Raw genomic sequence first — 23,158 nt, forward strand, 5'->3', positions numbered from 1 at the left:
TTCATATATGGGTGCGACGTGGTTCGGTCACTATCGCCTCGATCGTTTGCTCGGCAGCGGTGGTACCGGACAGGTGTGGCTCGCTCACGACGACACCACCGGACGGTCCGTCGCGCTGAAGGTGCTCTCGACCGCCTACGCCGCCGAGCCGGCCTACCGGCAGCGATTCACCAGGGAAGCGCGGCTGGCGGCGCAGGTGCGCGGACCGCACCTGGCGTCGATTCACGCGTTCGGTGAACACGACGGGCGGCTCTACCTCGCCATGGAGTTCATCGCGGGCGTCGACCTGGCGGCGCTGCTCCAGCAGGAAGGGCCGCTGGAGCCCGCGCGGGCGGTGCGGATCGTGATGCAGGTCGCGCAGGCACTGGACGACGTACACCGGGCCGGGCTGGTGCATCGAGATGTCAAGCCGTCCAACATCATGCTCGGACCGGACGACCACGTTCATCTGATCGACTTCGGCACTGCGTATCGGATCGACCAGCCCGCGCTGACGACGAGCAGCCATGTGGTCGGCACGCTGGCCTATATGGCGCCGGAGCGTTTCTCCGGAGCGGGGGACGCGCGGTCCGACCAGTATTCGCTGGCCTGCGTGCTCTACGAATGTCTCACCGCGCGAAGGCCGTTCGGCAACGCCGACGCCGCACAGTCGTTGCTCGCCCATCTGATGACCGAACCGCCGCTCGCCGCGGATTGGAATCCCGCGGTTCCCGCCGCGCTCGATGCGGTGATCGCCCGCGGCATGGCGAAGGTGCCGGAGCAGCGCTGCGCGAACGCGGGTGAGCTGGCGGCCGCCGCCTATGCCGCGGTCACCGGGCTCGATGTGCCGACGGTGGAGACCGCGGCCGTGGTGCTGCCGACGACAAGCGCACCGGGCCAGCCGTTTCGGGCGTCCGAGTCGGCGGCGACGCTGCCGAGTACCCGGCCGGAGCGGACGGCCGGTGCCCGGCCCGCGGCCGCGCCGCAGCCGAGTCCGATACGGCGGGAGGCGAATTCGCGTATCGCCGCTGCCGTGCTGGTCGGCCTGCTGGTCACCGTTGGGCTGGTGCTCTGGTTGGGGCAGTCGCTCGATCGGGAAAAAGGTTCGTCCGCAAGGGCTTCGGCTCCGCTGACGCCCTCCGGTGTGGTTTCTTCGCCGGTCGAGACGGTGCCCACGCCTGTTCCGGCGGTATCGGTTCCGGCCGCGCCGATCGCCGGTGTTCCGGTCGCGTGGCAGCCGTGTGATCCCGCCGTCGCCGCGCGTGGTGTCGGGGCGGACGGCGTGCTGCTGCGCTGTGTGCCCACCGTCGGGAGCGCCGCGAGTTGGATGCCGTCGGAGCCCAGCGCCGAACCGCCCCGTGCGGAACCGCCGAAACCGGATACCGCTAAGCCGGGGCGTGGTGGACCCGCCGGGGTCGAGGACGGCAACAACGGTAAGAGCGAGCACAGTGGCTCCGGCCACGACAACGGCAACGGGCACGGCCGCGGAAAACCAGGCAAGGACAAGTAGCGGCCGACGATCGGCGAGAATCGAAGGCCGCGGCATCCGCGGCTGTCCCCGGTGTCCCCGGGGTCATGCGGGGGCGGTCACCACGGCGGGTGTCGTTCACGACACACTGGCCGGGGTGCCGGGGCGGGGTTACGCTGCGAAGGAGGTTGGGTCCTTTGGTATCTGCGGTCGGAGCAGGTGTTTTCCGGTGTAGCCGCAGGTAATCGGGGCCGGCGGGCCGAGCCTGGACAAGTCGACGGTGACTGGAGGTTCGCGATGGGGGAGGTGCGATTCGGGGGCTACCGGCTGGATCGATTGCTCGGCCGGGGCGGCATGGGCCAGGTCTGGCTGGCATACGACGATGCCGGTGCGCGCTGGGTCGCGCTGAAACTGTTGCCGACCGAACTCGCGGCCGACGCGAGCTACCGCAAGCGTTTCGAGCGCGAAGCGGAAGTGGTGTCGAGGCTGCGTGACCCGCGCATCCCGCGTATCCACCGCTTCGGGGAGATCGACGGCAGGCTCTTCATCGACATGGAGTTCGTCGAGGGCGCCGATCTGGCGACCATGATCGCGGCCGGGGCGTTGGGGCCGGCCACGTCCGTCGGCATCGTCGGTCAGGTCGCCGCCGCGTTGGATGCGGCACACCGGGCCGGGCTGGTGCACCGGGATGTCAAACCGTCGAACATCGTCGTGCACGCGAGCGGGTTCGCCTATCTGATCGACTTCGGTATCGCGCACGGCATCGGGCAGACCGCGGTCACCACCACCGGGTTGGCGATCGGCACCCTGGCCTACATGGCGCCGGAACGGTTCACCGGCACGGCGGATGCTCGTTCCGACGTGTACTCGCTGGCCTGCGTCCTCTACGAATGCCTGACCGGTGCCCGGCCCTACGGTGACACCGACCCCGCCCAGCAGATGCACGCCCACCTGATGACCGATCCGCCCCGCGCGGGCGCCCGCAACACCGCCGTCTCGGCCGCCCTCGACGCCGTCATCACCCGCGGCATGGCCAAGAATCCCGCCGATCGCTACCCGAGTGCAGGGGATTTCGCGGCTGCGGCCAGTGCGGCCATCGGCATCCGCCGCCCTTTGCTACCCCCGCCGCCCACGAAATCCGTGCGGCCACCGACCCCCACCAAGGTGCTGCCGAGCGACGGCTCACCCCACCTAGACCCGAACGGTTCGCCCGGATCCGCTGGCTTGCCTCCGGGACCCGCTCGTGGGCAGCGCCTTTCGCCGACGCGCGTGATGCCTGCCGCCGGAGTGTCCGCCGTTTCCGCCGATGCGGGATCAGCCGTGAGTGGCGCGTCTGTGGGTGCGGATGGGGTGAAACGGCTTTCGCCGACCAGAGCGTTGCCGCCCATCGGCGCGGCCGCGTCTTCTTTTGACGGCCGCTCGGCGGGAAGTGGTTCTGCGGCGGGAAGTGTTGGGGCGAAGCGGCTTTCGCCGACCAAGGTGATGCCGGAGCCTGGGCCGACGCCGACGTTGGTGGCGACCCGGCTTGCTGAGCCGGTCGTATCGGCGCCGGCGCAGGGGTATTCGCAGCCCGGGAGTCGGCTGCCTGCACCGCGTTCGCCGGCGGGCAAGGCGGGTTTCGGTACCAGCGCGCCGGGGGCCGTCGTACCGCATCGTCCCACGCCGCCCCGGTCGCTCGCGGCGAAGTTGGGACTCGTCCGGTCCAAGCCGAGACCTGTTGTTTCCCAATATGTTCCGCAGGATTCGCAGCAGCCGGTCGTCCCGTCGCGGTATCCCGTCGGTTACGGGCGCAAAGTCTTTCCGGCTCCGGCCGAACCGCCGAAGTACGCGCAGGCTCGGCGGCGTCCTGCGGCCCGCCCGCGCCGTCGCAAGCGCGGTTTCGTCTCGAAGGTCGTCGGCGCCTTGGTCATCGTCTTCCTGACGCCGTTCATGCTGGCGGCCGGGTGCCTCGCGTTGCTGGCGGCGGGCAATCGGAGTGCGGATTCGGGCGGCAGTACGGCCGCGCCGCCGCCACCGACCGCCGTGGCGGAGGAGAACCCCGGACCGCCGCCGGAACAGCCCGGCCCGGCAGGGCCCGCCGTAGCCGGAACTGCGGTGCGCGACGGCAAGTTCGAGTTCGTCGTCAGCGATGTCGATACCGGCGTGCGGCGGGTCGGCCTGCAGCAGGCCGCCGGTACGTTCGTGGTGGTCACGCTCGCGATCCGCAACATCTCCGACGAGGCGAAGTGGTTCCTGCCGTTCGGCCAGCGCCTGTTCGACGCGGCGGGCACCGCGTTCGACCACAACGCGACCGCGACCATGTGGCAGGCCGCCCAGCACAGCTACAACTACTCGTTCGAGCTGGCCCCCGGCCAGTCCGCGACCACCCAACTGGTCTTCGACGTCCCGACCGAATCCACTCCGGCCCACCTGGAACTACACGACTTCGTCCTCTCCAACGGCGTCGCCGTCCGCCTCAGCTAGCGCTTCTGTCCTCCCGCGCCCGCTCTGCCAGGTCACAGCGCACGTGCCACAGCGCGTGCGTGAGGTCGGAAACGGGTGTGGGCTCAGGCGACGCGCACGGTGTCGGCGAAGACTGCGTGGACGGCGTTGCGGCCGATTTCGAGGGCCTTGGCGAGCAGTCCTACGTCGCGGGCGGCGCTGTCGACGTCGGGGGAGCCGAGTGGCGGGTGAATCTGCAGGACCGCCTCGCCGCGTTCGGTGAGCGCGCGATCCTCGATCGCCTGCTGTTGCGGACGCTGGATCCAGGCGCGGTAGGCACCGGGGGCGACGGCGCGCAGGTAGCCGCCGCCGACCACGCGGTGCAGCAGCGAGGCGGGTGGGCGCTGCTCGTCGATCCGGCGGGTGCGCAGCACCAGCGCGTGCGTGGCGCCGGCGCGGACGGCGGTGCGGATCGGGACCGTTTCGGTGAGGCCGCCGTCGAAATACTGTGCGCCGCCGAGCCGTACCGGCGGCCCGGCCAGGAGGGGCAGTCCCGCGGAGGCGCGGATCGCGCCCATCAGCGTGCGCTTGTCGACGATGTGCGGGTGCAGGTCCACCGCCCGTCCGGTCCGGATGTCGGTGGCGATGGGATGAAAAGTGGTGGGGTTGGCCAGGATTGCCGGGAAGTCCATCGGCTCGATGCCGTCGTAGACCTGATGCACCAGGTAGCGCAGATCGAAAGCCGGTCGGCCGCGCAGCATCCGGGCCGGATCGATGGCACGGCGCATGATGTCCGGGTCGGTCCAGGAACGCATCCCCGCCACGGCGCGCCCGCAGAGCAGCCACGCGGCGTTGATCGCGCCCGCCGACGTGCCGTACACCGCGTCGAACACGGTGGCGAGACCGAGTTCCTCGAGCGCCGACACCATGCCGCTGGAATACACGCCGCGACTGCCGCCACCCTCGATGACGAGCACCAGGCGATTGCCGTCGGCACGGCTGCCCGCGGTGCGCCGCGCGCGGATCAGCTCCGCGACAACGGAGACGCTCGTACTGGTCACCGGACCACGATACGACAGAGCGGGCGCGGGCGGCAGCGCCCAGCGCCCGCTCGAAGCGGTGTTCGCCCTACGTTTACGCGAGCACTACTCGATCTCGCTCAGTGTTCGGAACGTCTTACTTGATCTCGGCCAGCACGGTGCCCTGGGTGATCGCGGCGCCCGCCTCGACCGCGAGCCCGGTGACCACGCCCGCCTTGTGCGCGTTGACCGGGTTCTCCATCTTCATGGCCTCGAGCACCACGATCAGGTCGCCCGCCTCGACGGTCTGGCCCTCTTCGACGGCGACCTTCACCACGGTGCCCTGCATCGGCGCGGTGACCGCGTCACCGGAGGCCGCGCCGCCGCCCGCGCCGCCACGCTTGCGCGGCTTGGGCTTCTTGCGCACGACGCCGGCGCCGTTGCCCGCGGCGGCGGCACCGCCACCGAGGCTGAACTGACCGGGCAGCGACACCTCGACGCGACGCCCGCCGACCTCGACGACCACCTTCTGCCGGGGCAGGGCCTCGTCCTCTTCGACCGGGGCGGCGCCGGTGTACGGCTCCACGGTGTTGGTCCACTCGGTTTCGATCCACTTGGTGTAGACGTCGAACTTCTCGCCGTCACCGATGAAGGCCGGATCCTCGACGATCGCGCGGTGGAACGGGATGACCGTGGCCAGTCCCTCGACCTGGTACTCGGCCAGCGCGCGCCGGGCCCGTTCGAGGGCCTGGGTGCGGTTCTCGCCGGTGACGATCAGCTTGGCCAGCATGGAGTCGAACTGTCCGCCGATCACGCTGCCCTCGACCACGCCGGAGTCCACGCGCACGCCGGGGCCGGTGGGCTCGCGGTACACCGAGACCGGGCCGGGGGCCGGCAGGAAGCCGCGGCCGGCGTCCTCACCGTTGATCCGGAACTCGAAGGAGTGCCCGCGCGGGGTCGGGTCTTCCTTGATGGTCAGCTCTTCGCCGTTGGCGATGCGGAACTGCTGGCGCACCAGGTCGATGCCGGCGGTCTCCTCGGTGACCGGGTGCTCGACCTGCAGACGGGTGTTGACCTCGAGGAAGGACACCGTCTCGCCCTGCACCAGGTACTCGACCGTGCCCGCGCCGTAGTAGCCGGCTTCCCGGCAGATGGCCTTGGCCGAGGCGTGGATCTTCGCGCGCACGTCGTCGGACAGGAACGGCGCGGGGGCCTCTTCGACCAGCTTCTGGAACCGGCGCTGCAGCGAGCAGTCGCGGGTGCCCGCGACCACCACGTTGCCGTGCTGGTCGGCGATCACCTGCGCCTCGACGTGGCGGGCCTTGTCCAGGTACTGCTCGACGAAGCATTCGCCGCGGCCGAACGCCGCGATCGCCTCGCGAGTGGCCGACTCGAAGAGCTCGGGGATCTCCTCGATGGTGTGCGCGACCTTCATGCCGCGTCCGCCGCCACCGAAGGCGGCCTTGATCGCGACCGGCACGCCGTACTGCTTGGCGAACTCGACGACCTCGTCGGCGTTCTTCACCGGGTCCTTGGTGCCCGCGGCCATCGGGGCCTTGGCGCGCTCGGCGATGTGCCGGGCGGTGACCTTGTCGCCGAGGTCGCGGATGGACTGCGGGGACGGGCCGATCCAGATCAGCCCGGCGTCGAGGACGGCCTGGGCGAAGTCGGCGTTCTCGGAAAGGAATCCGTAGCCGGGGTGGATCGCGTCGGCGCCGGACCGGGCGGCCGCGTCGAGGATCTTGTCGAACACGAGGTACGACTCGGCCGAGGTCTGGCCGCCGAGGGCGAAGGCTTCGTCGGCGAGCTGCACGAAGGGAGCGTCCGCGTCGGGCTCCGCGTAGACCGCGACGCTGCCGATGCCTGCGTCCTTGGCTGCCCGGATCACGCGCACGGCGATCTCGCCTCGGTTAGCTACGAGTACCTTCGTGATCCGTGCGCTGGCGTGGCTGGGCACTGAGCCTCCTGTGTGCAATCTCTTTTGGTCGCCCCGAGGTCGACAGAACTACGTCTCGGGCGAGTGTAGGCAGTCTGCCAACAGACGCCGAACTCGGCCAGTCCTACTGGACAGTAGGTCGGGTATCACACACCGCCTATCCGGCGAGAACGCCGAGCATGCGCTACCTGGCGCGAGCGCGCCGGCCCGCGGCTGCCGGAGCCGCACCGGGTTCAGCCCCCTTGGCGATCGGCATGCGCACCGAGTTGCCCCACTCGGTCCACGAACCGTCGTAGTTGCGCACCGCCTCGATGCCGAGCAGATACCGCAGCACGAACCAGGTGTGGCTGGAACGTTCGCCGACCCGGCTGTAGACGATCACGTCGTCCGCGCCCGCCAGCTCGCCGTACACCGCGTCCAGTTCGGCGCGGGAACGGAAGCGGCCGTCGTTGCCGAATGCCTCGGTCCATGGAATGTTGGTCGCGGTCGGGATGTGCCCGCCGCGCAGTGCCGCATCCTCCGGATTGATCGGCGGCTGGACAAGTTCGCCGGAGTATTCCTCCGGTGAGCGCACGTCGAGCAGTGGTCGGCCGAAGTGGGCGAGCACGTCCTCGCGGAAGGCCCGCGCGCTGCTGTCGTCGCGGACCACGTCCGGATAGTCGCTGACGGAAAGATAGGGAGTGTCGAAGGTGGTGTCGCGTTCCTCGGAAATCCAGGCGTCGCGGCCGCCGTCCAGCAATCGCACATCCTCGTGCCCGAACAAAGTGAAGACCCACAATGTGTGCGCCGCCTGCGCGTTGCCCCGGTCGCCGTAGATCACCACGGTATCGTCTCGCTCGATTCCCTTGGCGCGCATCAACTCGGTGAATCGGGCGCCGTCGATGTAGTCGCGGGTGACCGGGTCGTTGAGATCGCCGCGCCAGTCGATCTTGATGGCACCGGGTACATGCCCGATGTCGTACAGCAATATGTCCTCGTTGGACTCGACGATCTTGAGTCCGGACGTGCCGATGTTTGCCGACAGCCACTCTGTGGTTACTAGTCGGTGAGGATCTGGGTAAGCACCGAATGAGGGATGAGGGTCCGGAGCAGCGGGCACGTTGTGGGTCCTTAGCGCGAGGTAGACGGCGGTTACGGCGGTTCAGGTCTCACAGCGATGGTAAGTGTGAGGCGATAGTTGCTTTCGTTTCAGATCACAAATCGGCTGAATGAGCGAATAAATCGCACCTGCATCCGATAAAGTCTCCCGGGAGGAGGGGTGAGCTATGTCCGATTCTTGGCCGCGGCGGCGACTGCTCGCGATCCTACGTGGCGCCAGCGAGCCTCTCGACGCCCAGGAACTGGCCAGAATCACCGGACAACACGTCACCACGGTTCGGTTTCATCTAGACGTGCTCACCCGGGAATCCCTGGTGCGCCAATTCCAGCAACCGCCGCGTGGTCGCGGGCGTCCGCGGATCGGTTACAGCGCGGTACAGCGATCGGTTGGTTACCAGGATCTCGCACAGGTGCTCGCCGATCAGCTCGGTCCCGATCCGCGCAGGCGCTCGGAGGCGGCCATCGCGGCCGGCCGGGCCTGGGGCGCGAAGCTGGACGTCGGCGATCATCGGGTGGAATCGCTGGAGGACGCGAAAGACGTCACCATGACGCTGCTTTCGGAGCTGGGCTTCGCTCCCGAACGCGATCCGAACAACGACACCGCCGAGCAGGTGCTGGTCCGCCTCACCGCGTGCCCGCTGCGCGAGCTCGCGCGCACGCACTCGGAGGTGGTGTGCGGCGTGCACCTCGGGCTGATCAAAGAGGTCCTGGATCGCAACGGCGCGCGCGGCGAGGTGAACGTGCGCCTGCACCCGTTCGTCGAGCCGGAACTCTGCGTGGTCCGGTTGGAACTGCTGGCGCGGCGGGAACAGGACGCGCGCCGCGAGCCGGACAATCGTGAGGTCGCCGCGGTGGCCGCGGTCGGCGACGCGGCCGCGTCGGTGGAACCGGTGATCGCGCCGCCGTCAGCGGGCCGGATCGCCCCACAGCTGCGTAACGGCGACCCCAACATCGCCAAGCAGTCGGCGCAGCAGTGGTAGGCCGATACCGATCACGCTGGACGGATCGCCCTCGATCCGATCGATGAACCAGCCGCCCAGGCCGTCCAGGGTGAACGCGCCCGCGACCTGCAGCGGTTCGCCGGTCGCGATGTAGGCGTCGAGTTCGTCGGGTTCGGGCTTGCCGAAATGCACTGTGGTGGAACTGCAGTCGAGGGCCTCGGCGGTGCACTCGCCGTTCCGCAGCCGCAGTACGCAGTGTCCGGTCACCAGATCGGCGCTGCGCCCGGCCATTTCGCCCCAGCGGGCTCGGGCGACCGCGGCGGTGTGCGGCTTGCCCTGCAGCTCGCCGTCCACCAGCAGCATCGAATCACAGCCGACGACAACACAATCGGCGCTCAGTTCGGGAATGGTCGCGGCCACCGCCAAGGCTTTCGCCCTGGCCAGTTCGACGACCACGACCCGCGGTGCGGTGCCTGCGGGCAGTGCGGCCGCGACAGCGTCCTCGTCCACCGCCGATACCCGCACGACCGGGTCGATGCCCGCCGAGCGGAGCACTTCCCGGCGGGCCGGGGACGCGGAAGCGAGAACGAAGGCGGTCACCCGCGCAGGTGCGACAGCTGCGGGAAGGCGTAGGGCGAGAACGGCGAGGTGCCCCGGTGCATGAAGGTGGGGCGGCCCCACATGTCGGTCGGGCCGCTCGGACCCACGGCGGCGTCCTCGGCGGCCGCGGACAGCACGCAGACCAGCGCGGCGATCTCCTCGTCGCTGGGGTTGCCCTTCAGCACGCGGAAGAACGGCTCTCCGGTCGCGGCGGTGTCGGCGGCGGCCGCCGTGCCCTCGGCCGACTCGGCCTGGTCGGGCAGCGCGCCGACGGAGAGGTCGAGTTCGGCGGCGGTCAACACATCTTCTTCTGCCACGGTCGTCACAGTGCCAGATCCTCTCTTTGCCTGATCAGGCGTGTTCCTTGTTCGAAACTAGCGGTCGATGACGCGATCATTTTCGGATCCACTCATTGCGTCGCTCTCACCAGTGTGCGCGGCGTACCGAGGGTATCGCTTGATCACAACGGGATGTTGCCGTGTTTTTTCGGCGGCAGGCTGACCATCTTGCGCTCGAGCAGCCGCAGTGCCGACACGATCTGACCGCGGGTGTGCGAGGGCGGGATGACCGCGTCCACGTAACCGCGTTCGGCGGCGACGTAGGGGTTCACCAAGGTGTCCTCGTACTCGTTCTGCAGCTCGAGCCGCAGCGCGTCGACGTCATCGCCGCTGTTGGCGGCGTCTTGCAGCTTCTTGCGGTAGACGAAACCGACCGCCCCGGACGCGCCCATCACCGCGATCTGCGCGGTGGGCCAGGCCAGGTTCACGTCGGCGCCCATGTGCTTGGAACCCATGACGTCGTAGGCGCCGCCGTAGGCCTTGCGGGTGATGACCGTGATTTTTCCCACAGTGGCTTCGCCGTACGCGTACAACAACTTCGCGCCGCGCCGGATGATGCCGTTGTACTCCTGGCCGGTGCCCGGCAGGAAGCCGGGCACGTCGACCAGCGTGAGGATCGGGATGTTGAACGCGTCGCAGGTGCGCACGAAGCGCGCGGCCTTCTCCGAGGCGTCGATATCCAGGCAGCCGGCGAACTGGGTCGGCTGGTTGGCGACGATGCCGACGCTGCGGCCGTCGATCCGGCCGAAGCCGACGATGATGTTCATCGCGCGCTCGGCCTGCACCTCGAGGAACTCGTCGTCGTCGAGCAGGCGACGGATCACCTCGTGCATGTCGTACGGCTGGTTCGGCGAGTCCGGGATGATCGAGTCCAGCTCGAGGTCCTCGTCGGTGAGCGAGTCCTCGATCGCGCCGTCGATCGGATCCGACGCCGGGAAGCGCGGCGCCTCGGCGCGGTTGTTGCTCGGCAGGTAGGACAGCAGATCCTTGACGTAGTCGAGGGCGTCCTGCTCGCCGGAGGCGACGTAGTGCGCGACACCGGATTTCGTCATGTGGGTGTGCGCGCCACCCAGGTCCTCCATGCTGACGTCCTCGCCGGTGACCGTCTTGATGACGTCGGGTCCGGTGACGAACATCTGGCTGGTGCCGTCGACCATCACCACGAAGTCGGTCAGCGCGGGGGAGTACACGTGGCCACCCGCGGCCGGGCCCATGATCAGCGAGATCTGCGGGATCACGCCGGAGGCCTGCACGTTGCGGTGGAAGATCTCGCCGTAGAGGCCCAGCGAGACGACGCCCTCCTGGATGCGCGCGCCGGCGCCCTCGTTGATGCCGATCAACGGGCGGCCGGTCTTGAGCGCCAGGTCCATCACCTTGACGATCTTCTCGCCGTAGACCTCGCCGAGGCTGCCGCCGAACACGGTGACGTCCTGGCTGAAGATGCACACGTCGCGGCCGTCGATGGTGCCGTAACCGGTGACGACGCCGTCGCCGAGCGGGCGGTTCTGCTCCAGTCCGAAGTTGACGCTGCGGTGGCGGGCCAGCGCGTCGAGCTCGACGAAGGAACCCTCGTCGAGCAGCGCGAGGATGCGCTCGCGGGCGGTCATCTTGCCCTTGGCGTGCACCTTGTCGACCGCGGCCTCACCCATCGGGTGCTTGGCCTCTTCCAGCCGATTCCGCAGATCAGCCAGCTTCCCGGCGGTGGTGTGGATGTCGGGGGCGCCCGCCGGGTCTTGCGCGGACTGCTGCTGGACACTCGTCATGGCTCCGGAGTGTAACGAGTGGCAGTCCTTCTCTCTAACCGAGTAGGGGCTACCGACCGGTAAAAACGTGCAGCTAGATCAACGTTGTGCGGGGAAAGTTCCAGGTCGTCGGTGGCGTTTCCATTCGGCAGAAAATGAGTATCGCCGCGACCGGGCGCCCGGATACCCTGGAGTGGTCAAGTTTTCGCGCTCCGACGGGGAGCCGGGATGGGAGAACACACGCCCAGGCAGACAGTTACACCGCCCAGGCAGCTCAGGGGAGGAGCACAGAATGTGGGGATGGAGCACGACCGTAGCCGAACACGCCGCCGCGGCGGCTTTCACCAGGTGGCCGGTGACCGAGCCGGAGCCGACGATCGTCGATCCGGACTTCCGCATCGAGGTCGAGCAGGGGGAGGACGCGCCCGCTGAGCGAGCAGTCCGGGCGCCGAGCTGCGGTTACGACCTGGTCGGATAGGCCCACCAGTGCCCGGCGGGTGTCGGGCACGACCTCGCGCCCCGAGTAGCCTGCCCGTGTGGACAGGCCCCCTTTGGATGCAGAGCAGTTGCGGCGCAGTCTCATCGAGTCGCCCGAGCTGTCGTTCTTCCACCACATCGAGGTGGTGGAGTCGACCGGGTCCACCAACGCGGACCTGATCGCGCGCGCAGGCGAACCAGACGCCGATCGCGCGGTACTCCTCGCAGAGCAGCAGGAGCAAGGGCGCGGCAGACACGCACGCACCTGGATCAGCCCGGCGCGGGCACAGATCTCGATGTCGCTGCTGGTGCGGCTACCCGGGATCGAGCCCGCGGTCCTCGGCTGGCTGCCGTTGCTCACCGGCATCGCCGTGGTGGACGCACTGCGCGCGACCGCCGGTGTGCACGCGAACCTCAAATGGCCCAACGATGTGCTGATCGATGGCCGCAAAGTGGCGGGCATCCTGGCCGAGGTCGCGGTGAGCGGCGAGGTGCCGGCCGTGGTGATCGGCATGGGGCTCAACGTGAGTCTCACCGAGGCCGAACTGCCGGTGCCGCATGCCATTTCGCTGTTGCTGGCCGGTGCGGGCGATACCGATCGGACGCAGCTCGTGCAGGCGATGCTGACCGAGTTCGCGCGCCGCTTCACCGCGTGGCGGGACGCGGGCTGGAAGACCGCCGACCTGGCCGCCGCCTACCGCGAACGGTGCGCGACGCTGGGCAAGCAGGTGCGCGCCGAACTGCCCGGCGGTCAGACGCTGACCGGCGTCGCCACCGATATCGATGACGCGGGCCGCCTGCTGATCGGTGATCGGCCGGTCTCCGCGGGCGATGTCACGCATCTGCGCGCCGACTACTGAGTCGCCTGTCCCCGCACTCGAATCTCGGTGTAGGACATCGCGGTGCCGGTACGCGCCGGCCGGCGATTGTGCAGCACGACGCGGTGCGGTGTCAGGCATTTCGGCATCTGCACGCGGTACTGTTCGACCATGGGTTATCCGGAGGATGTGCTTGCGCCGGAAGAGCAGCTGATTCTGCATCGTCATCCGCACTGGAAGATGCTGTTCTGGCCGATCGTGACGCTGATCGTCGCCACCGCACTCGCCGGGTTCGCGGGGGGCCTGGCCTCGCGCAAAGCGCCCGAGGGAACCGCGCGTACCGCGCTGCTGATCGCGGTGCTCGCGATCTGGCTGATCATCGTCGTATGGCGTTGTGTCGCACCAATTCTCGGCTGGAAGTCGACGCATTTCATCATCACCGACCGGCGCGTGCTGGTGCGCCAGGGCGTGCTGACGCACACCGGCATCGACATTCCGATGAGCCGCATCTCCAGCGTGCAGTTCCGGCACGGGATCTTCGACCGGATGCTCGGCACCGGCACGCTCATCATCGAATCGTCGTCCTCGGAGCCGCTCGAGTTCGACGACATCCCGGCGGTGCAGAAGGTGCACGCGCTGCTGTACCACCAGGTCTTCGAGGTCGAGCAGGGTGACAACGGTCGCGACGCGTACTCGCGCGAGCGCGGCGACTATCGATGAGCGTTCGCGTTAACCTGGGCATATGACGGCCGTACTGCTAGCTGAAGACGACGAGGCGATCGCCGCGCCGTTGTCGCGCGCCCTGGGGCGCGAGGGGTACTCGGTGACCGTCGAGCGCTTCGGTCCGGCCGTGCTCGAACGAGCCCTGGAAGGGCATCACGATCTGCTGATCCTCGACCTCGGCCTGCCGGGCATGGACGGGCTGGAGGTGTGCCGTCAGGTCCGGGCCAGCGGCGCGGACATCGCCGTGCTGATGCTCACCGCTCGCACCGACGAGGTCGATTTCGTGGTCGGCCTCGACGCGGGCGCCGACGACTACGTCGGCAAGCCGTTCCGGCTCGCCGAACTGCTGGCGCGGGTGCGAGCCCTGTTGCGCCGCAGCGGAATCGGCGACGACACCGTGGAGGTCGGCGGCATCCGGCTGGAGCCCGCCGCGCGCCGGGTGCTGGTGAACGGCGCCGAGATCGGTTTGGCCAACAAGGAATACGAGTTGCTGAAAGTGCTGATCGACCGGGCCGGACAGGTGGTGCCGCGCGAGACCATCCTGCGCGAGGTCTGGGGCGACGCCGAGCTGCGCGGCTCCAAGACGCTGGACATGCACATGTCCTGGCTGCGGCGCAAGATCGGCGACGAGGGCCCGATGGCCGAGCGGCGCATCGTCACCGTCCGCGGTGTCGGCTTCCGGCTGAACACCGACTGACGTGCGGCGCAGAATCCTGCGGTCCATGCTCACCGTGCTGATGCTCACCACGGTGGTGCTCGGCGTGCCGCTCGTCTACACGGCCTGGCTCTGGGTCGAGGACATCACCCGCGACGATCTGCAGAGCAAATTGGAACGGATCGCCGCGGCCATCATCGTGCAGGAGCACGGCGACGGCATGGTGCTCGGGGAACTGGACACGCGCGCGATGGAACCGGTGCTGCCCGCGGACGCGAAGCTCACCATCGTCTATCCGGCCCCGCAGGACAACGCGTCGCGGGTGGACATCGGCGTGGACGAAGTACAGGACCCGCTGGTCGAATCGCTGTCCATGGGCCAGCGCGGCTCGCTGCGGCTGGAGGTGCCCTCCGCGCCGATGCACGCCAGGCAGCAGCAGGCCGTCGCGGTGGTGGCGCTGGCCGTGCTCGCCTCGCTGGGCGCCGCGGTGTCGGTCGCGGTGGTCACCGCACGGCGGGTGGCCGATCCGTTGCGTGACGTGGCCGCCAGGGCCGCCAGACTGGCCATGGGCGACTTCCGCCCGGACCCGCGCCGGCACGGCATCTCCGAACTGGACCGGGTCTCCGATGTGCTCGACTCGGCGACCGTGGAGATCGCCGGGCGTCTGCAGCGCGAGCACGCGCTGGTCGCCGACGTCTCCCACCAGCTGCGCAGCCGGCTCACCGCGGTCCGGCTGCGGCTCGACGAGCTCTCCGCGCACGCCGATCCCGAGGTGGTGCACGAGGCCGAGGAGGCCATGGCACAGGTCGATCGGCTGACCGACGCGATCGACGACCTGGTCCGCGCGTCTCGGGACGAGGACGCCGCCGACCTCGACCCGGTGCCGGTGATGGAGGAGCTGCGCGGCGTGGTCGCCGAATGGACGCATCCGTTCTCCGAGGCCGGTCGCACGCTGACGCTCATCGGCGACGAGTCGCTGCGCGCGCCGATCACGGGCTCCCGGCTGCGCGAGGCGGTCGCGGTGCTCGTCGACAACGCGCTCATGCACGGGGGCGGCACCTGCACGGTGTCGGTGCGCACGGTGCGGCCCGGTATCGACCGCGATCCGCTGGTCTGTGTGGAGGTCGCCGACGAGGGCGACGGCATTCGGGACGAACTCGCGCCGCACATCTTCGATCGCGGCTTCTCCGCGGGCGGCTCGACCGGTGTGGGGCTGGCGCTGGCGCGGGCCTTGGTCGAGGCCGACGGCGGGCGGCTGGAATTGCAGCGGCGCAGGCCCGCGCTGTTCGCGGTGTTCCTGAATTCGGCCGCGTACCGGACGCAGAACTCGGTGGTGCCGGAACCGCGGTGAGTCAGGGGCCTCAGTTACGGCCGAACTGCTCTTCGACGATCTCGTCGAATTCGGCGGCGATCTCGTTCATCTCGTCGGGGAAGACCCAGCGGCGCATCGCCCAGAAGCGGAACGCCATCTGCAGCAGGTTGCCGATGATGAAGGCGCTGATGAAGTCGGCGATGTTCTCGACGGTGAAGCTCACGTCGGGCTGGCGCAGGTCGAAGACGTAGCTGGAGATCCACAGCGGGATGAAGGCCAGCACCACGCCGACGCCGCTGACGCCGAAGAACAGCAGCGCCTCATGGTGTCGTTCGCGCCCGCCCCGGTTCCGGAAGGACCATTCCCGGTTGAGGATGTAGGACGCGATGACGGCGATGACGCCGGAGATGATCTTGGCGGTGACCGGTTTCTCCGACAGTACGGTCCACTTCAGGACGTAGAAGATGCCGCTGTCGATCACGAACGTGGTCGCGCCGACGATCGCGAACTTGATCAGTTCCCGATGCCGGAACGCGATCCTCGCGAGAGGCCTGGGGAGGACGCGGACCACGTCGTCGACGAATGACACGGGGCCGAGTGTACCGGTCGGGGTCATTCGCGCCGGACATGACAATATTGTCCGACGTGGACGCAGTACGTTCCTTCGAATCCTCGGGTATGCCCACCGTCACCATGATCGGCGGTGGTCAGCTGGCGCGCATGACGCACCAGGCCGCCATCGCGCTCGGCCAGCGGCTACGGGTGCTCGCCGAACGCCCCGACGACCCGGCCGCCCAGGTCAGCCCCGAGGTCGTGCTCGGCAGTCACACCGACCTGGCCGCGTTGCGCAAGGCCGCGGTCGGCTCGCACGCGCTGACCTTCGATCACGAGCATGTGCCCACCGAACACCTGGCGGCGCTGGTCGCCGAGGGCGTGAACGTGCAGCCGCCGCCGCAGGCACTGGTGTTCGCGCAGGACAAGCTCGCCATGCGGCTGAAGCTGTCCGAGCTCGGCCTGCCCGTGCCCGCGTTCACGCCGGTCGGTTCGGTCGAGGACGCGGTGCGGTTCGGGGACGAGCACGGATGGGCCGTCGTGCTCAAGGCGGTGCGTGGTGGTTATGACGGCCGCGGTGTCTGGATGCCCGCGACCGCGGCCGAGGCCACCACGATCGTCACCGAGCAGCTCGCGCACGGCGTGCAGTTGCTCGCCGAGGCGAAAGTCGAGCTGAAGCGGGAGCTGTCGGCGATGGTCGCGCGCTCGCCGTTCGGACAGGCCGCGACCTGGCCGGTAGTCGAGACCGTGCAGCGCAACGGCCAGTGCGCCGTGGTGATCGCGCCCGCGCCGGACCTCGACGACGACCTGGCGGCGCAGGCGGAGATGCTGGCACTGCACCTGGCCAAGGAACTCGGTGTGGTCGGGGCGATGGCGGTCGAGCTCTTCGAAACCCACGACGGCGAGCTGCTGATCAACGAGCTGGCGATGCGGCCGCACAACTCCGGGCACTGGGGGATGGACGGCGCGCGCACCGGTCAGTTCGAGCAGCATCTGCGCGCGGTGCTGGACTATCCGCTCGGCGACACCAGCCCGCTGGCCCCGGTCACCGTGATGGCCAATATTCTCGGCGCGGCCGAGGCGCCCGCGATGACCATGGACGAGCGGCTGCACCACCTGTTCGCGCGGATGCCCGACGCGAAGGTGCACCTGTACGGCAAGGGCGAACGCCCGGATCGCAAGATCGGGCACATCAACATCCTCGGTGACGACGTCGCCGAGGTGCGGGAGAAGGCCGAACGCGCGGCGCAGTGGATGTCGCGCGCGGTATGGACGGATGGATGGGATCCCCACCAGTGAGCGAGGCGCACGCATGACCACTCCGCAGGTAGGCCTGATCATGGGCAGCGACTCCGACTGGCCGACCATGGAGGCCGCCGCGGAAGCGCTGGCGGAGTTCGGGATCCGGTTCGAGGTCGGTGTCGTCTCGGCGCACCGCACCCCGCAGCGGATGCTCGACTACGCGCGCGAGGCCGCGGGCCGCGGCCTCCAGGTCATCATCGCCGGTGCGGGCGGCGCCGCCCATCTGCCCGGCATGGTCGCCTCCGCGACCGCGCTGCCCGTCATCGGCGTCCCCGTCCCGCTGAAGCACCTCGACGGCATGGACTCGCTGCTCTCCATCGTCCAGATGCCCGCTGGCGTCCCGGTCGCCACCGTCTCCATCGGCGGCGCCCGCAACGCGGGCCTGCTCGCCGTCCGCATCCTCGCCGCCCACGACCCCGCCCTGCGCACCCGCATGGAACAGTTCCAAGCCGCCCTGGAACAAATGGTCCTCGACAAAGACGAGGCGCTGCGCACCAAACTCCTCGGCTGAGCGATCCGCGAAGGTCGCGGCGCTCGCCGGGGCCCGCGGCTCGCTACGGTTGGTTGGTGACTACTGGTGAGGGGCGGGTGCGGGGGGAGGACAACGCGGAGTTTCGGCTGGCGGTGGTCGATCAGGCGTTGCGGTTGTTCGCCGAGAAGGGGTATGAGGCGACGACGGTCGACGAGATCGCGGAGGCGGCGGGGATCTCGCGGCGCACGTTCTTCCGGCAGTTCCGCTCGAAAGAGGATGTGATCTTCGCCGATCACGAGTCGCAGCTGGCGCGGGCGGCCGAATTCCTGGCGGCCACGCCGGGAGATCCGTGGGAGATCGTGTGCGAGGCCGTGGTCCAGGTCTTCGTGCGGTTCACCCAGTGGCGCGAGATCGCGGCGCGGCGGTATCAGGTGGTGCGCCGGGTCCCCGCGCTGCGGGAACGGGAGATCGTGACGGTCTTCCGGTACGAGCGGCTGTTCACCGACTATCTGCGGGAACGCCTGCCGGAGGTGCCCGACCTGGCCCGGGTGCAGTACACGGCCGCGGTCACCGCGACCCACAACTACCTGCTGCGCCGGATGGTGCGCGGCGAATCCGACGCCGGTGCCGCGGACCTGCGGGTGGAACTCGCGGCGATTCCGCGCGGCGACGGCAGGCGGGCGGCGGCCGACGAACTGGTGGTCGCGGTGTTTCCGCGCGACACCCCGCCCCGGCAGGTCGCCGATCTGGTGGCGCGCAAGCTCGGTAGTCTTTGATTCAGGTCCAGTGCGACCAACCTGACACTGAGTGCCAGGAGATAGTCGCACGTTGCAGTGGCATGTGGGCGTACACTGGGCCAAGATGTGGCACCGAGTGCCGAAGTGCGGCAATGCTCGGGCAGTGCCGGCGTGTACCGACGACCAGGAGTGAGCCCCATGGCGGGAAACCCCGATTTCAACCTGTTCCAGCTCGAGGACTTCCACGACGAACTGCGTGCGGCCATCCGCGGGCTGGCGGAGAAGGAGATCGCTCCGCACGCCAAGGACGTCGACGGTAACTCCCGCTTCCCCGAGGAGGCGCTGTCCGCGCTGAACGCGGCGGGCTTCAACGCGGTGCACGTGCCCGAGGCCTACGGCGGCCAGGGCGCGGATTCCGTCGCCACCTGCATCGTGATCGAAGAGGTCGCGCGCGTCTGCGGTTCCTCCTCGCTCATTCCCGCGGTCAACAAGCTCGGCACCATGGGCCTGATCCTCAACGGCTCCGAGGAACTCAAGCAGCAGGTGCTGCCCGATATTGTCAACGGTGAGATGGCCTCCTACGCGCTGTCCGAGCGTGAGGCCGGTTCGGACGCCGCGAGCATGCGCACCCGGGCCAAGCAGGAGGGCGAGGACTGGATCCTCAACGGCTCCAAGTGTTGGATCACCAACGGCGGCAAGTCTTCCTGGTACACCGTCATGGCGGTGACCGATGCGGACAAGGGCGCCAACGGTATTTCGGCCTTCCTGGTGCACAAGGACGACGAAGGTTTCGTCGTCGGCCCGCTCGAGCACAAGCTCGGCATCAAGGGATCGCCCACGGCCGAACTGTATTTCGAGAACTGCCGGGTGCCGGGTGACCGGATCGTCGGCGAGCCGGGCACCGGTTTCAAGACCGCGCTGCAGACCCTCGACCACACCCGCCCGACCATCGGCGCGCAGGCCGTCGGCATCGCCCAGGGCGCGCTGGACGCCGCGATCGCCTACACCAAGGACCGCAAGCAGTTCGGCAAGACCATCGCCAGCTTCCAGAACACCGAGTTCATGCTCGCCGACATGGCGATGAAGATCGAGGCCGCCCGCCTCATGGTCTACACCTCCGCCGCCCGCGCCGAGCGCGGCGAGAAGAACCTCGGCTTCATCTCCGCCGCCGCCAAGTGCTTCGCCTCCGACGTGGCCATGGAGGTCACCACCAACGCCGTCCAGCTCTTCGGCGGCGCCGGCTACACCACCGACTTCCCGGTCGAGCGCATGATGCGCGACGCCAAGATCACCCAGATCTACGAGGGCACCAACCAGATCCAGCGCGTCGTCATGAGCCGCGCCCTGCTGCGCTGATCCCCACGGGCGAGAAGTCAACGGTGGCACCGGTTTTCGGTGCCACCGTTTTTCGTCAGGCGCTCATGGCGGGTTCGCGGAGTAGCGGGGTCGGCAGGGGAGCGGCGTGCAGGACGGTGAGGGTGCTCACGGCTCGGGTGAGGGCGACGTAGAGGCGGTGCAGGCCACGGGGTTCCGCGTCGACGATGGCGGCGGGCTCGACGACCACTACGGTGTCGAATTCGAGGCCTTTCGCCAAGGTGACGGGGACGAGGTTCAGGCGGGCGGCGATGCCCGCCTCGTCGGTGCCGAGCAGGGTGTGCGGGAGTTCCGCGTCGGTCAGACGGCGATGGAGTTCCGGGATATCACGGTCGGCGGCGATGAGGGCGATCGATCCTTCCTCGGAAAGTGCTCTGGCGCAGGCTGTCACGGCAGCGCCGTGCAGTTCCGCCGGGGACGTGCTCAGAACGCGCAGAGCGTCGGCGGACTGCCGGAACGAGGACGGTCCGCGCAGGTCCGGGGCGATATACGGCAGTAGGCGGGCCGCGTAGTCGATGACCTGGGCCGGTACGCGATAGCCGCGCGTCAATTCCTCGACCACACCGTCGGTTCGGTCGAGATGGCCGAGGACCTCGGCCCAGTCCGTGACGGCCGAGGGACTGGTGGCTTGCGCGAGATCGCCGAGCACCGTGCAGGATCCGGTCGCGCGGCGGGCGATCGCCCGCAGTTGCATGGCACTGAGGTCCTGGGCCTCGTCGACCACGATGTGGCCGAGTTTCGCGGGCCGTTCGATCATGCTCGCAGCTTCATCGATCAGCACGAAATCCGCTCTGGACCATCGCATTTGGCGCACGGTGCGGGGCCGCACGGTGGACCGGACCGCACTCTGCTCGGTGGGCGAGAGCAGGCCGTCCGCGAGCTGGGCCAACTGATCCCGATCGGTGAGGAGATCGAAAACGATTCGGGCGGAATCGGTTTCCGGCCACATGCGCTGCACGGCGCGCACGATCGCCTTGTTCCGGCAGAGCTGGCGCAGCGTCGCGTCGGTGGTGCTGTGCCCCGCCTGTTCCATTCGGCGCAGCACGAGCAAGGCCAGTCGCCGGCCGAGTAACTCGATCCCCGTGCGGTAGTCGGTTCCGCGCGCGCGTACCTCGTCGAGTTCTTCGGCGATCTCGTCGGAATACAGGTGCCAGGTCCGTTGCAGGTGCTTGACCGGCACCGTCTCCTCTAGTGGCCGCACGCGCGACCACAGCAGACGCCGAATGACCTCGGCCATCCTGGCGTCCCCCTTGATCCGCTCGGTCTGCGGATCGTCCACGTGCGCAGTGTCATTCGATCCGGTGAGTTCCTCGACGGTGGTCTGCAGCACGGCCACCTCGCCCAGGGCGGGCAGCACATTGCGGACGTAGTCGAGGAAGGCGCGGTTGGGGCCGATGACGGCGACGCCGCCCTCCCGCTGCAACCGTTCCCGCTCGGTGAACAGCAGATACGCCAGCCGGTGCAGGCCGACGGCGGTCTTGCCGGTCCCGGGCGCGCCCTGGATGCAGAGCGTGCGTTCCAGCGGAGCCCGGACGAGCCGCATCTGTTCGGGTTGGATGGTGGCGACGATATCGCGCATCGGGCCCTTGCGCGGCCGCTCGATTTCCGCGGCGAGCAGCCGGCCGTCGCGATCGTCGCCGTGGCCGTCGAGCGCCTCGTCCTCGAAGGCGGTGAGGGTGCCGGTGTGATCGAAGCCGAACCGGCGGCGCACCCGCACTCGCATCGCGTCCTGCGGATCGGCCTCGTAGAAGGCCCGGGACAGCGGTGCCCGCCAGTCGATGACCTTCAGCTCACCGCGTTCGTCGGCGATACCGCGGCGTCCGATGTAGACGCGGTCGCTGTCCGGCGCGGACGAGGGCGCGCCGACCTCGCGGACCTTGTCGTAGAGTTCACCCGGCGGAAAGTCCAAGCGCCCGAAGAACAGTGGGACGTCGTCGAAGCCGGACAGCTCCTCGATCTGCTTCTTGTGGAACTCGCGCGCGGCGAAGTTCTGGAATTTGTCGAACACGTCGCCTTGCCCCAGACCGTCCGCCAATGCCGTGACCGCGGCGTCGCGCATGCGGGTCAGCGCGGCGCGGCACGAGGTCAGGTAGTCGCGTTCGGCACGGATTTCGGGCTCGACAGGATCGTGATGCATCGGCTCCCCACCTCGGTTCAGAAATTTAACCAGGTAAACAATACAACCGAGTTAATTTGTAGACCAAGGTAATTTTCTCTACGCTGGCCGCATGGAGGCACCAGGGCTGCGCGAACGCAAGAAGCTCCGGACGCGTCAGGCGATCTTGGACGCCGCTTTCGCGCTGTTCGAGACATCAGGCTTCGACGGCGCGTCGGTCGCCGAGATCGCCGCTGCCGCCGAGGTCTCCAAGCCCACTCTGTTCGCCTACTTCCCGACCAAGGAAGACCTGGTCCTGCACCGATTCATGGACGGTGGCCGCGGGTCCGCGCAGGTCGTCCGGGGGCGCCCGGACGGCACATCGCCCTTGGCGGCCCTGCGCCAGGACTTCCTCGACCGCCTCGCGGACCGCGACCCGCTCACCGGTCTCAACGACACCCGGGCCGCCGTCACGTTCCACCATCTGCTGTATTCGACGCCCGCCCTGATGGCGCACCTGTCCGGCTACATGATCGATCAGGAACGCGACCTCGCCGCAGCGCTGCTCGCGTCCGGCGAGCCGGGCGACGAGTTCACCGCGCACCTGATCGCGGCGCAGGTGTTCAGTGCCCAGCGCATTCTCACGTCCTACAACGCCCGAGCCGTCCGCGCGGGCCAGCGCACCGAGGACATCTACCCGATCGCGGTCACCCGCGCCGAAACAGCCTTCGAACTCTTGGCGCACAGCCTCGCGCGGTGTTCGCAGGGCCAGTAGCGCAGGCGGCCGGCTGCCTGCCGCTGCGCTCAGCCGACGAGATCGGCGTATTCGCGGTGTTCGGCGATGTACTTCTCGACGTACCAGCAGGTGGGGACGACGGTGTAACCGTTGGTGCGCGAATCCCGCAGCGCGAATTCGACCACCTGGGCGGCGACGCCGCGGCCGCGGAACTCGGGGAAGGTCATGGTGTGGTGGAAGTCGCGAACCTTCGTTTCTTCCCGCTCGGCGTAGTCGGCGTAGCCGGCGAGGGTGTCGTCGAGGTAGATCTCGAAACGGGTGTCGGCGACGTTGTGCTCGAGCCTGGTGGTCATGATCCGGTGA

General features: G+C 68.7%; 21 protein-coding genes and 1 pseudogene. 13 read left to right on the forward strand and 9 right to left on the reverse strand.

All coding sequences use genetic code 11. The annotated features are described in order from the left end of the window. The first annotated feature begins 7 nt into the window (after positions 1-7). Positions 8-1,489 (forward strand): serine/threonine-protein kinase, encoded by a 1,482-nt coding sequence (locus NBRGI_RS18165; protein ID WP_051727860.1) that lies wholly within the window; start codon positions 8-10, stop codon positions 1,487-1,489. Between the two features lie 255 nt (positions 1,490-1,744). After that, positions 1,745-3,910 carry a serine/threonine-protein kinase gene (locus tag NBRGI_RS45265; protein ID WP_051727861.1) on the forward strand — a complete coding sequence of 722 codons (2,166 nt, stop codon included), beginning with the start codon at positions 1,745-1,747 and terminating at the stop codon, positions 3,908-3,910. An 83-nt stretch (positions 3,911-3,993) separates the two neighbouring features. On the opposite strand, the gene NBRGI_RS18175 is transcribed toward NBRGI_RS45265, so the two are convergent. From NBRGI_RS18175 to NBRGI_RS18185, 3 genes are all read right to left on the reverse strand, one after another. Continuing rightward, positions 3,994-4,929 (reverse strand): patatin-like phospholipase family protein, encoded by a 936-nt coding sequence (locus NBRGI_RS18175; protein ID WP_029897821.1) that lies wholly within the window; start codon positions 4,927-4,929, stop codon positions 3,994-3,996. 115 nt (positions 4,930-5,044) lie between these two features. Next, on the reverse strand, positions 5,045-6,844 hold the full coding sequence (locus tag NBRGI_RS18180; protein WP_029897823.1) for an acetyl/propionyl/methylcrotonyl-CoA carboxylase subunit alpha: 1,800 nt from the start codon (positions 6,842-6,844) through the stop codon (positions 5,045-5,047). A 163-nt stretch (positions 6,845-7,007) separates the two neighbouring features. Continuing rightward, a complete protein-coding gene (locus NBRGI_RS18185; RefSeq protein WP_029897825.1) occupies positions 7,008-7,922 on the reverse strand; it encodes a sulfurtransferase in 915 nt (304 codons plus the stop codon). A gap of 166 nt (positions 7,923-8,088) precedes the next feature. Between NBRGI_RS18185 and NBRGI_RS18190 the strand changes: the two genes are divergently transcribed. Further along, positions 8,089-8,901 (forward strand): helix-turn-helix transcriptional regulator, encoded by an 813-nt coding sequence (locus tag NBRGI_RS18190; RefSeq protein ID WP_029897827.1) that lies wholly within the window; start codon positions 8,089-8,091, stop codon positions 8,899-8,901. Here the strand turns inward: NBRGI_RS18190 and NBRGI_RS18195 are convergent. The 3 genes from NBRGI_RS18195 to NBRGI_RS18205 form a co-directional block, all read right to left on the reverse strand. Next, positions 8,827-9,462: a nucleoside triphosphate pyrophosphatase gene (locus NBRGI_RS18195; protein WP_029897829.1), complete on the reverse strand. Its 636-nt coding sequence runs from the start codon at positions 9,460-9,462 to the stop codon at positions 8,827-8,829. The genes NBRGI_RS18190 and NBRGI_RS18195 overlap by 75 nt on opposite strands. After that, positions 9,459-9,788, reverse strand: a complete 330-nt coding sequence (locus tag NBRGI_RS18200; protein ID WP_029897831.1) for an acyl-CoA carboxylase subunit epsilon — start codon at positions 9,786-9,788, stop codon at positions 9,459-9,461. The genes NBRGI_RS18195 and NBRGI_RS18200 overlap by 4 nt, the downstream gene beginning before the upstream one ends. A gap of 134 nt (positions 9,789-9,922) precedes the next feature. After that, the gene (locus NBRGI_RS18205; protein WP_029897833.1) at positions 9,923-11,563 is read right to left on the reverse strand and encodes an acyl-CoA carboxylase subunit beta; all 1,641 of its coding nucleotides are present in this window, start codon (positions 11,561-11,563) and stop codon (positions 9,923-9,925) included. A 271-nt stretch (positions 11,564-11,834) separates the two neighbouring features. Here NBRGI_RS18205 and NBRGI_RS18210 point away from each other — a divergent pair, with 271 nt between their 5' ends. The 5 genes from NBRGI_RS18210 to NBRGI_RS18235 all read left to right on the forward strand — a co-directional run bounded on the left by NBRGI_RS18210 (position 11,835) and on the right by NBRGI_RS18235 (position 15,566). Continuing rightward, positions 11,835-12,020 (forward strand): hypothetical protein, encoded by a 186-nt coding sequence (locus NBRGI_RS18210; protein WP_029897835.1) that lies wholly within the window; start codon positions 11,835-11,837, stop codon positions 12,018-12,020. Between the two features lie 58 nt (positions 12,021-12,078). Next, entirely contained in the window at positions 12,079-12,879 is an 801-nt protein-coding gene (locus tag NBRGI_RS18215) for a biotin--[acetyl-CoA-carboxylase] ligase (RefSeq protein WP_029897837.1), read from the forward strand. Positions 12,880-13,008: 129 nt separating this feature from the next. Next, positions 13,009-13,557 (forward strand): PH domain-containing protein, encoded by a 549-nt coding sequence (locus NBRGI_RS18225; protein ID WP_029897838.1) that lies wholly within the window; start codon positions 13,009-13,011, stop codon positions 13,555-13,557. A 22-nt stretch (positions 13,558-13,579) separates the two neighbouring features. Then, the gene (locus tag NBRGI_RS18230; RefSeq protein ID WP_014981983.1) at positions 13,580-14,257 is read left to right on the forward strand and encodes a response regulator transcription factor; all 678 of its coding nucleotides are present in this window, start codon (positions 13,580-13,582) and stop codon (positions 14,255-14,257) included. A gap of 1 nt (position 14,258) precedes the next feature. After that, positions 14,259-15,566 (forward strand): sensor histidine kinase, encoded by a 1,308-nt coding sequence (locus NBRGI_RS18235; protein WP_029897841.1) that lies wholly within the window; start codon positions 14,259-14,261, stop codon positions 15,564-15,566. A 59-nt stretch (positions 15,567-15,625) separates the two neighbouring features. Here the strand turns inward: NBRGI_RS18235 and NBRGI_RS18240 are convergent. Further along, a pseudogene (locus NBRGI_RS18240) lies at positions 15,626-16,116 on the reverse strand (GtrA family protein); the annotation flags it as partial. 38 nt (positions 16,117-16,154) lie between these two features. Between NBRGI_RS18240 and NBRGI_RS18245 the strand changes: the two are divergent. The 4 genes from NBRGI_RS18245 (at position 16,155) to NBRGI_RS18260 (ending at position 19,946) form a co-directional block, all read left to right on the forward strand. Next, positions 16,155-17,378 carry a 5-(carboxyamino)imidazole ribonucleotide synthase gene (locus tag NBRGI_RS18245; protein ID WP_036559722.1) on the forward strand — a complete coding sequence of 408 codons (1,224 nt, stop codon included), beginning with the start codon at positions 16,155-16,157 and terminating at the stop codon, positions 17,376-17,378. Between the two features lie 13 nt (positions 17,379-17,391). Continuing rightward, positions 17,392-17,892, forward strand: coding sequence for a 5-(carboxyamino)imidazole ribonucleotide mutase (gene purE, locus NBRGI_RS18250; RefSeq protein ID WP_029897847.1), 501 nt, complete (start codon positions 17,392-17,394; stop codon positions 17,890-17,892). Positions 17,893-17,948: 56 nt separating this feature from the next. After that, on the forward strand, positions 17,949-18,629 hold the full coding sequence (locus tag NBRGI_RS18255; protein WP_029897849.1) for a TetR family transcriptional regulator: 681 nt from the start codon (positions 17,949-17,951) through the stop codon (positions 18,627-18,629). A 159-nt stretch (positions 18,630-18,788) separates the two neighbouring features. Next, positions 18,789-19,946, forward strand: coding sequence for an acyl-CoA dehydrogenase (locus NBRGI_RS18260; RefSeq protein WP_029897851.1), 1,158 nt, complete (start codon positions 18,789-18,791; stop codon positions 19,944-19,946). A 55-nt stretch (positions 19,947-20,001) separates the two neighbouring features. On the opposite strand, the gene NBRGI_RS18265 is transcribed toward NBRGI_RS18260, so the two are convergent. Further along, positions 20,002-22,101, reverse strand: a complete 2,100-nt coding sequence (locus NBRGI_RS18265) for a HelD family protein (protein ID WP_029897852.1) — start codon at positions 22,099-22,101, stop codon at positions 20,002-20,004. Between the two features lie 91 nt (positions 22,102-22,192). On the opposite strand from NBRGI_RS18265, the gene NBRGI_RS18270 reads away from it, so the two are divergent. Next, positions 22,193-22,834: a TetR/AcrR family transcriptional regulator gene (locus tag NBRGI_RS18270; RefSeq protein ID WP_029897855.1), complete on the forward strand. Its 642-nt coding sequence runs from the start codon at positions 22,193-22,195 to the stop codon at positions 22,832-22,834. Between the two features lie 29 nt (positions 22,835-22,863). On the opposite strand, the gene NBRGI_RS18275 is transcribed toward NBRGI_RS18270, so the two are convergent. Further along, positions 22,864-23,148, reverse strand: a complete 285-nt coding sequence (locus NBRGI_RS18275) for a GNAT family N-acetyltransferase (RefSeq protein WP_029897857.1) — start codon at positions 23,146-23,148, stop codon at positions 22,864-22,866. Between the last annotated feature and the right edge of the window lie 10 nt (positions 23,149-23,158).

Source organism: Nocardia brasiliensis IFM 10847, from assembly GCF_000710915.1.
In the GTDB taxonomy this organism is placed as follows: domain Bacteria; phylum Actinomycetota; class Actinomycetes; order Mycobacteriales; family Mycobacteriaceae; genus Nocardia; species Nocardia brasiliensis_A.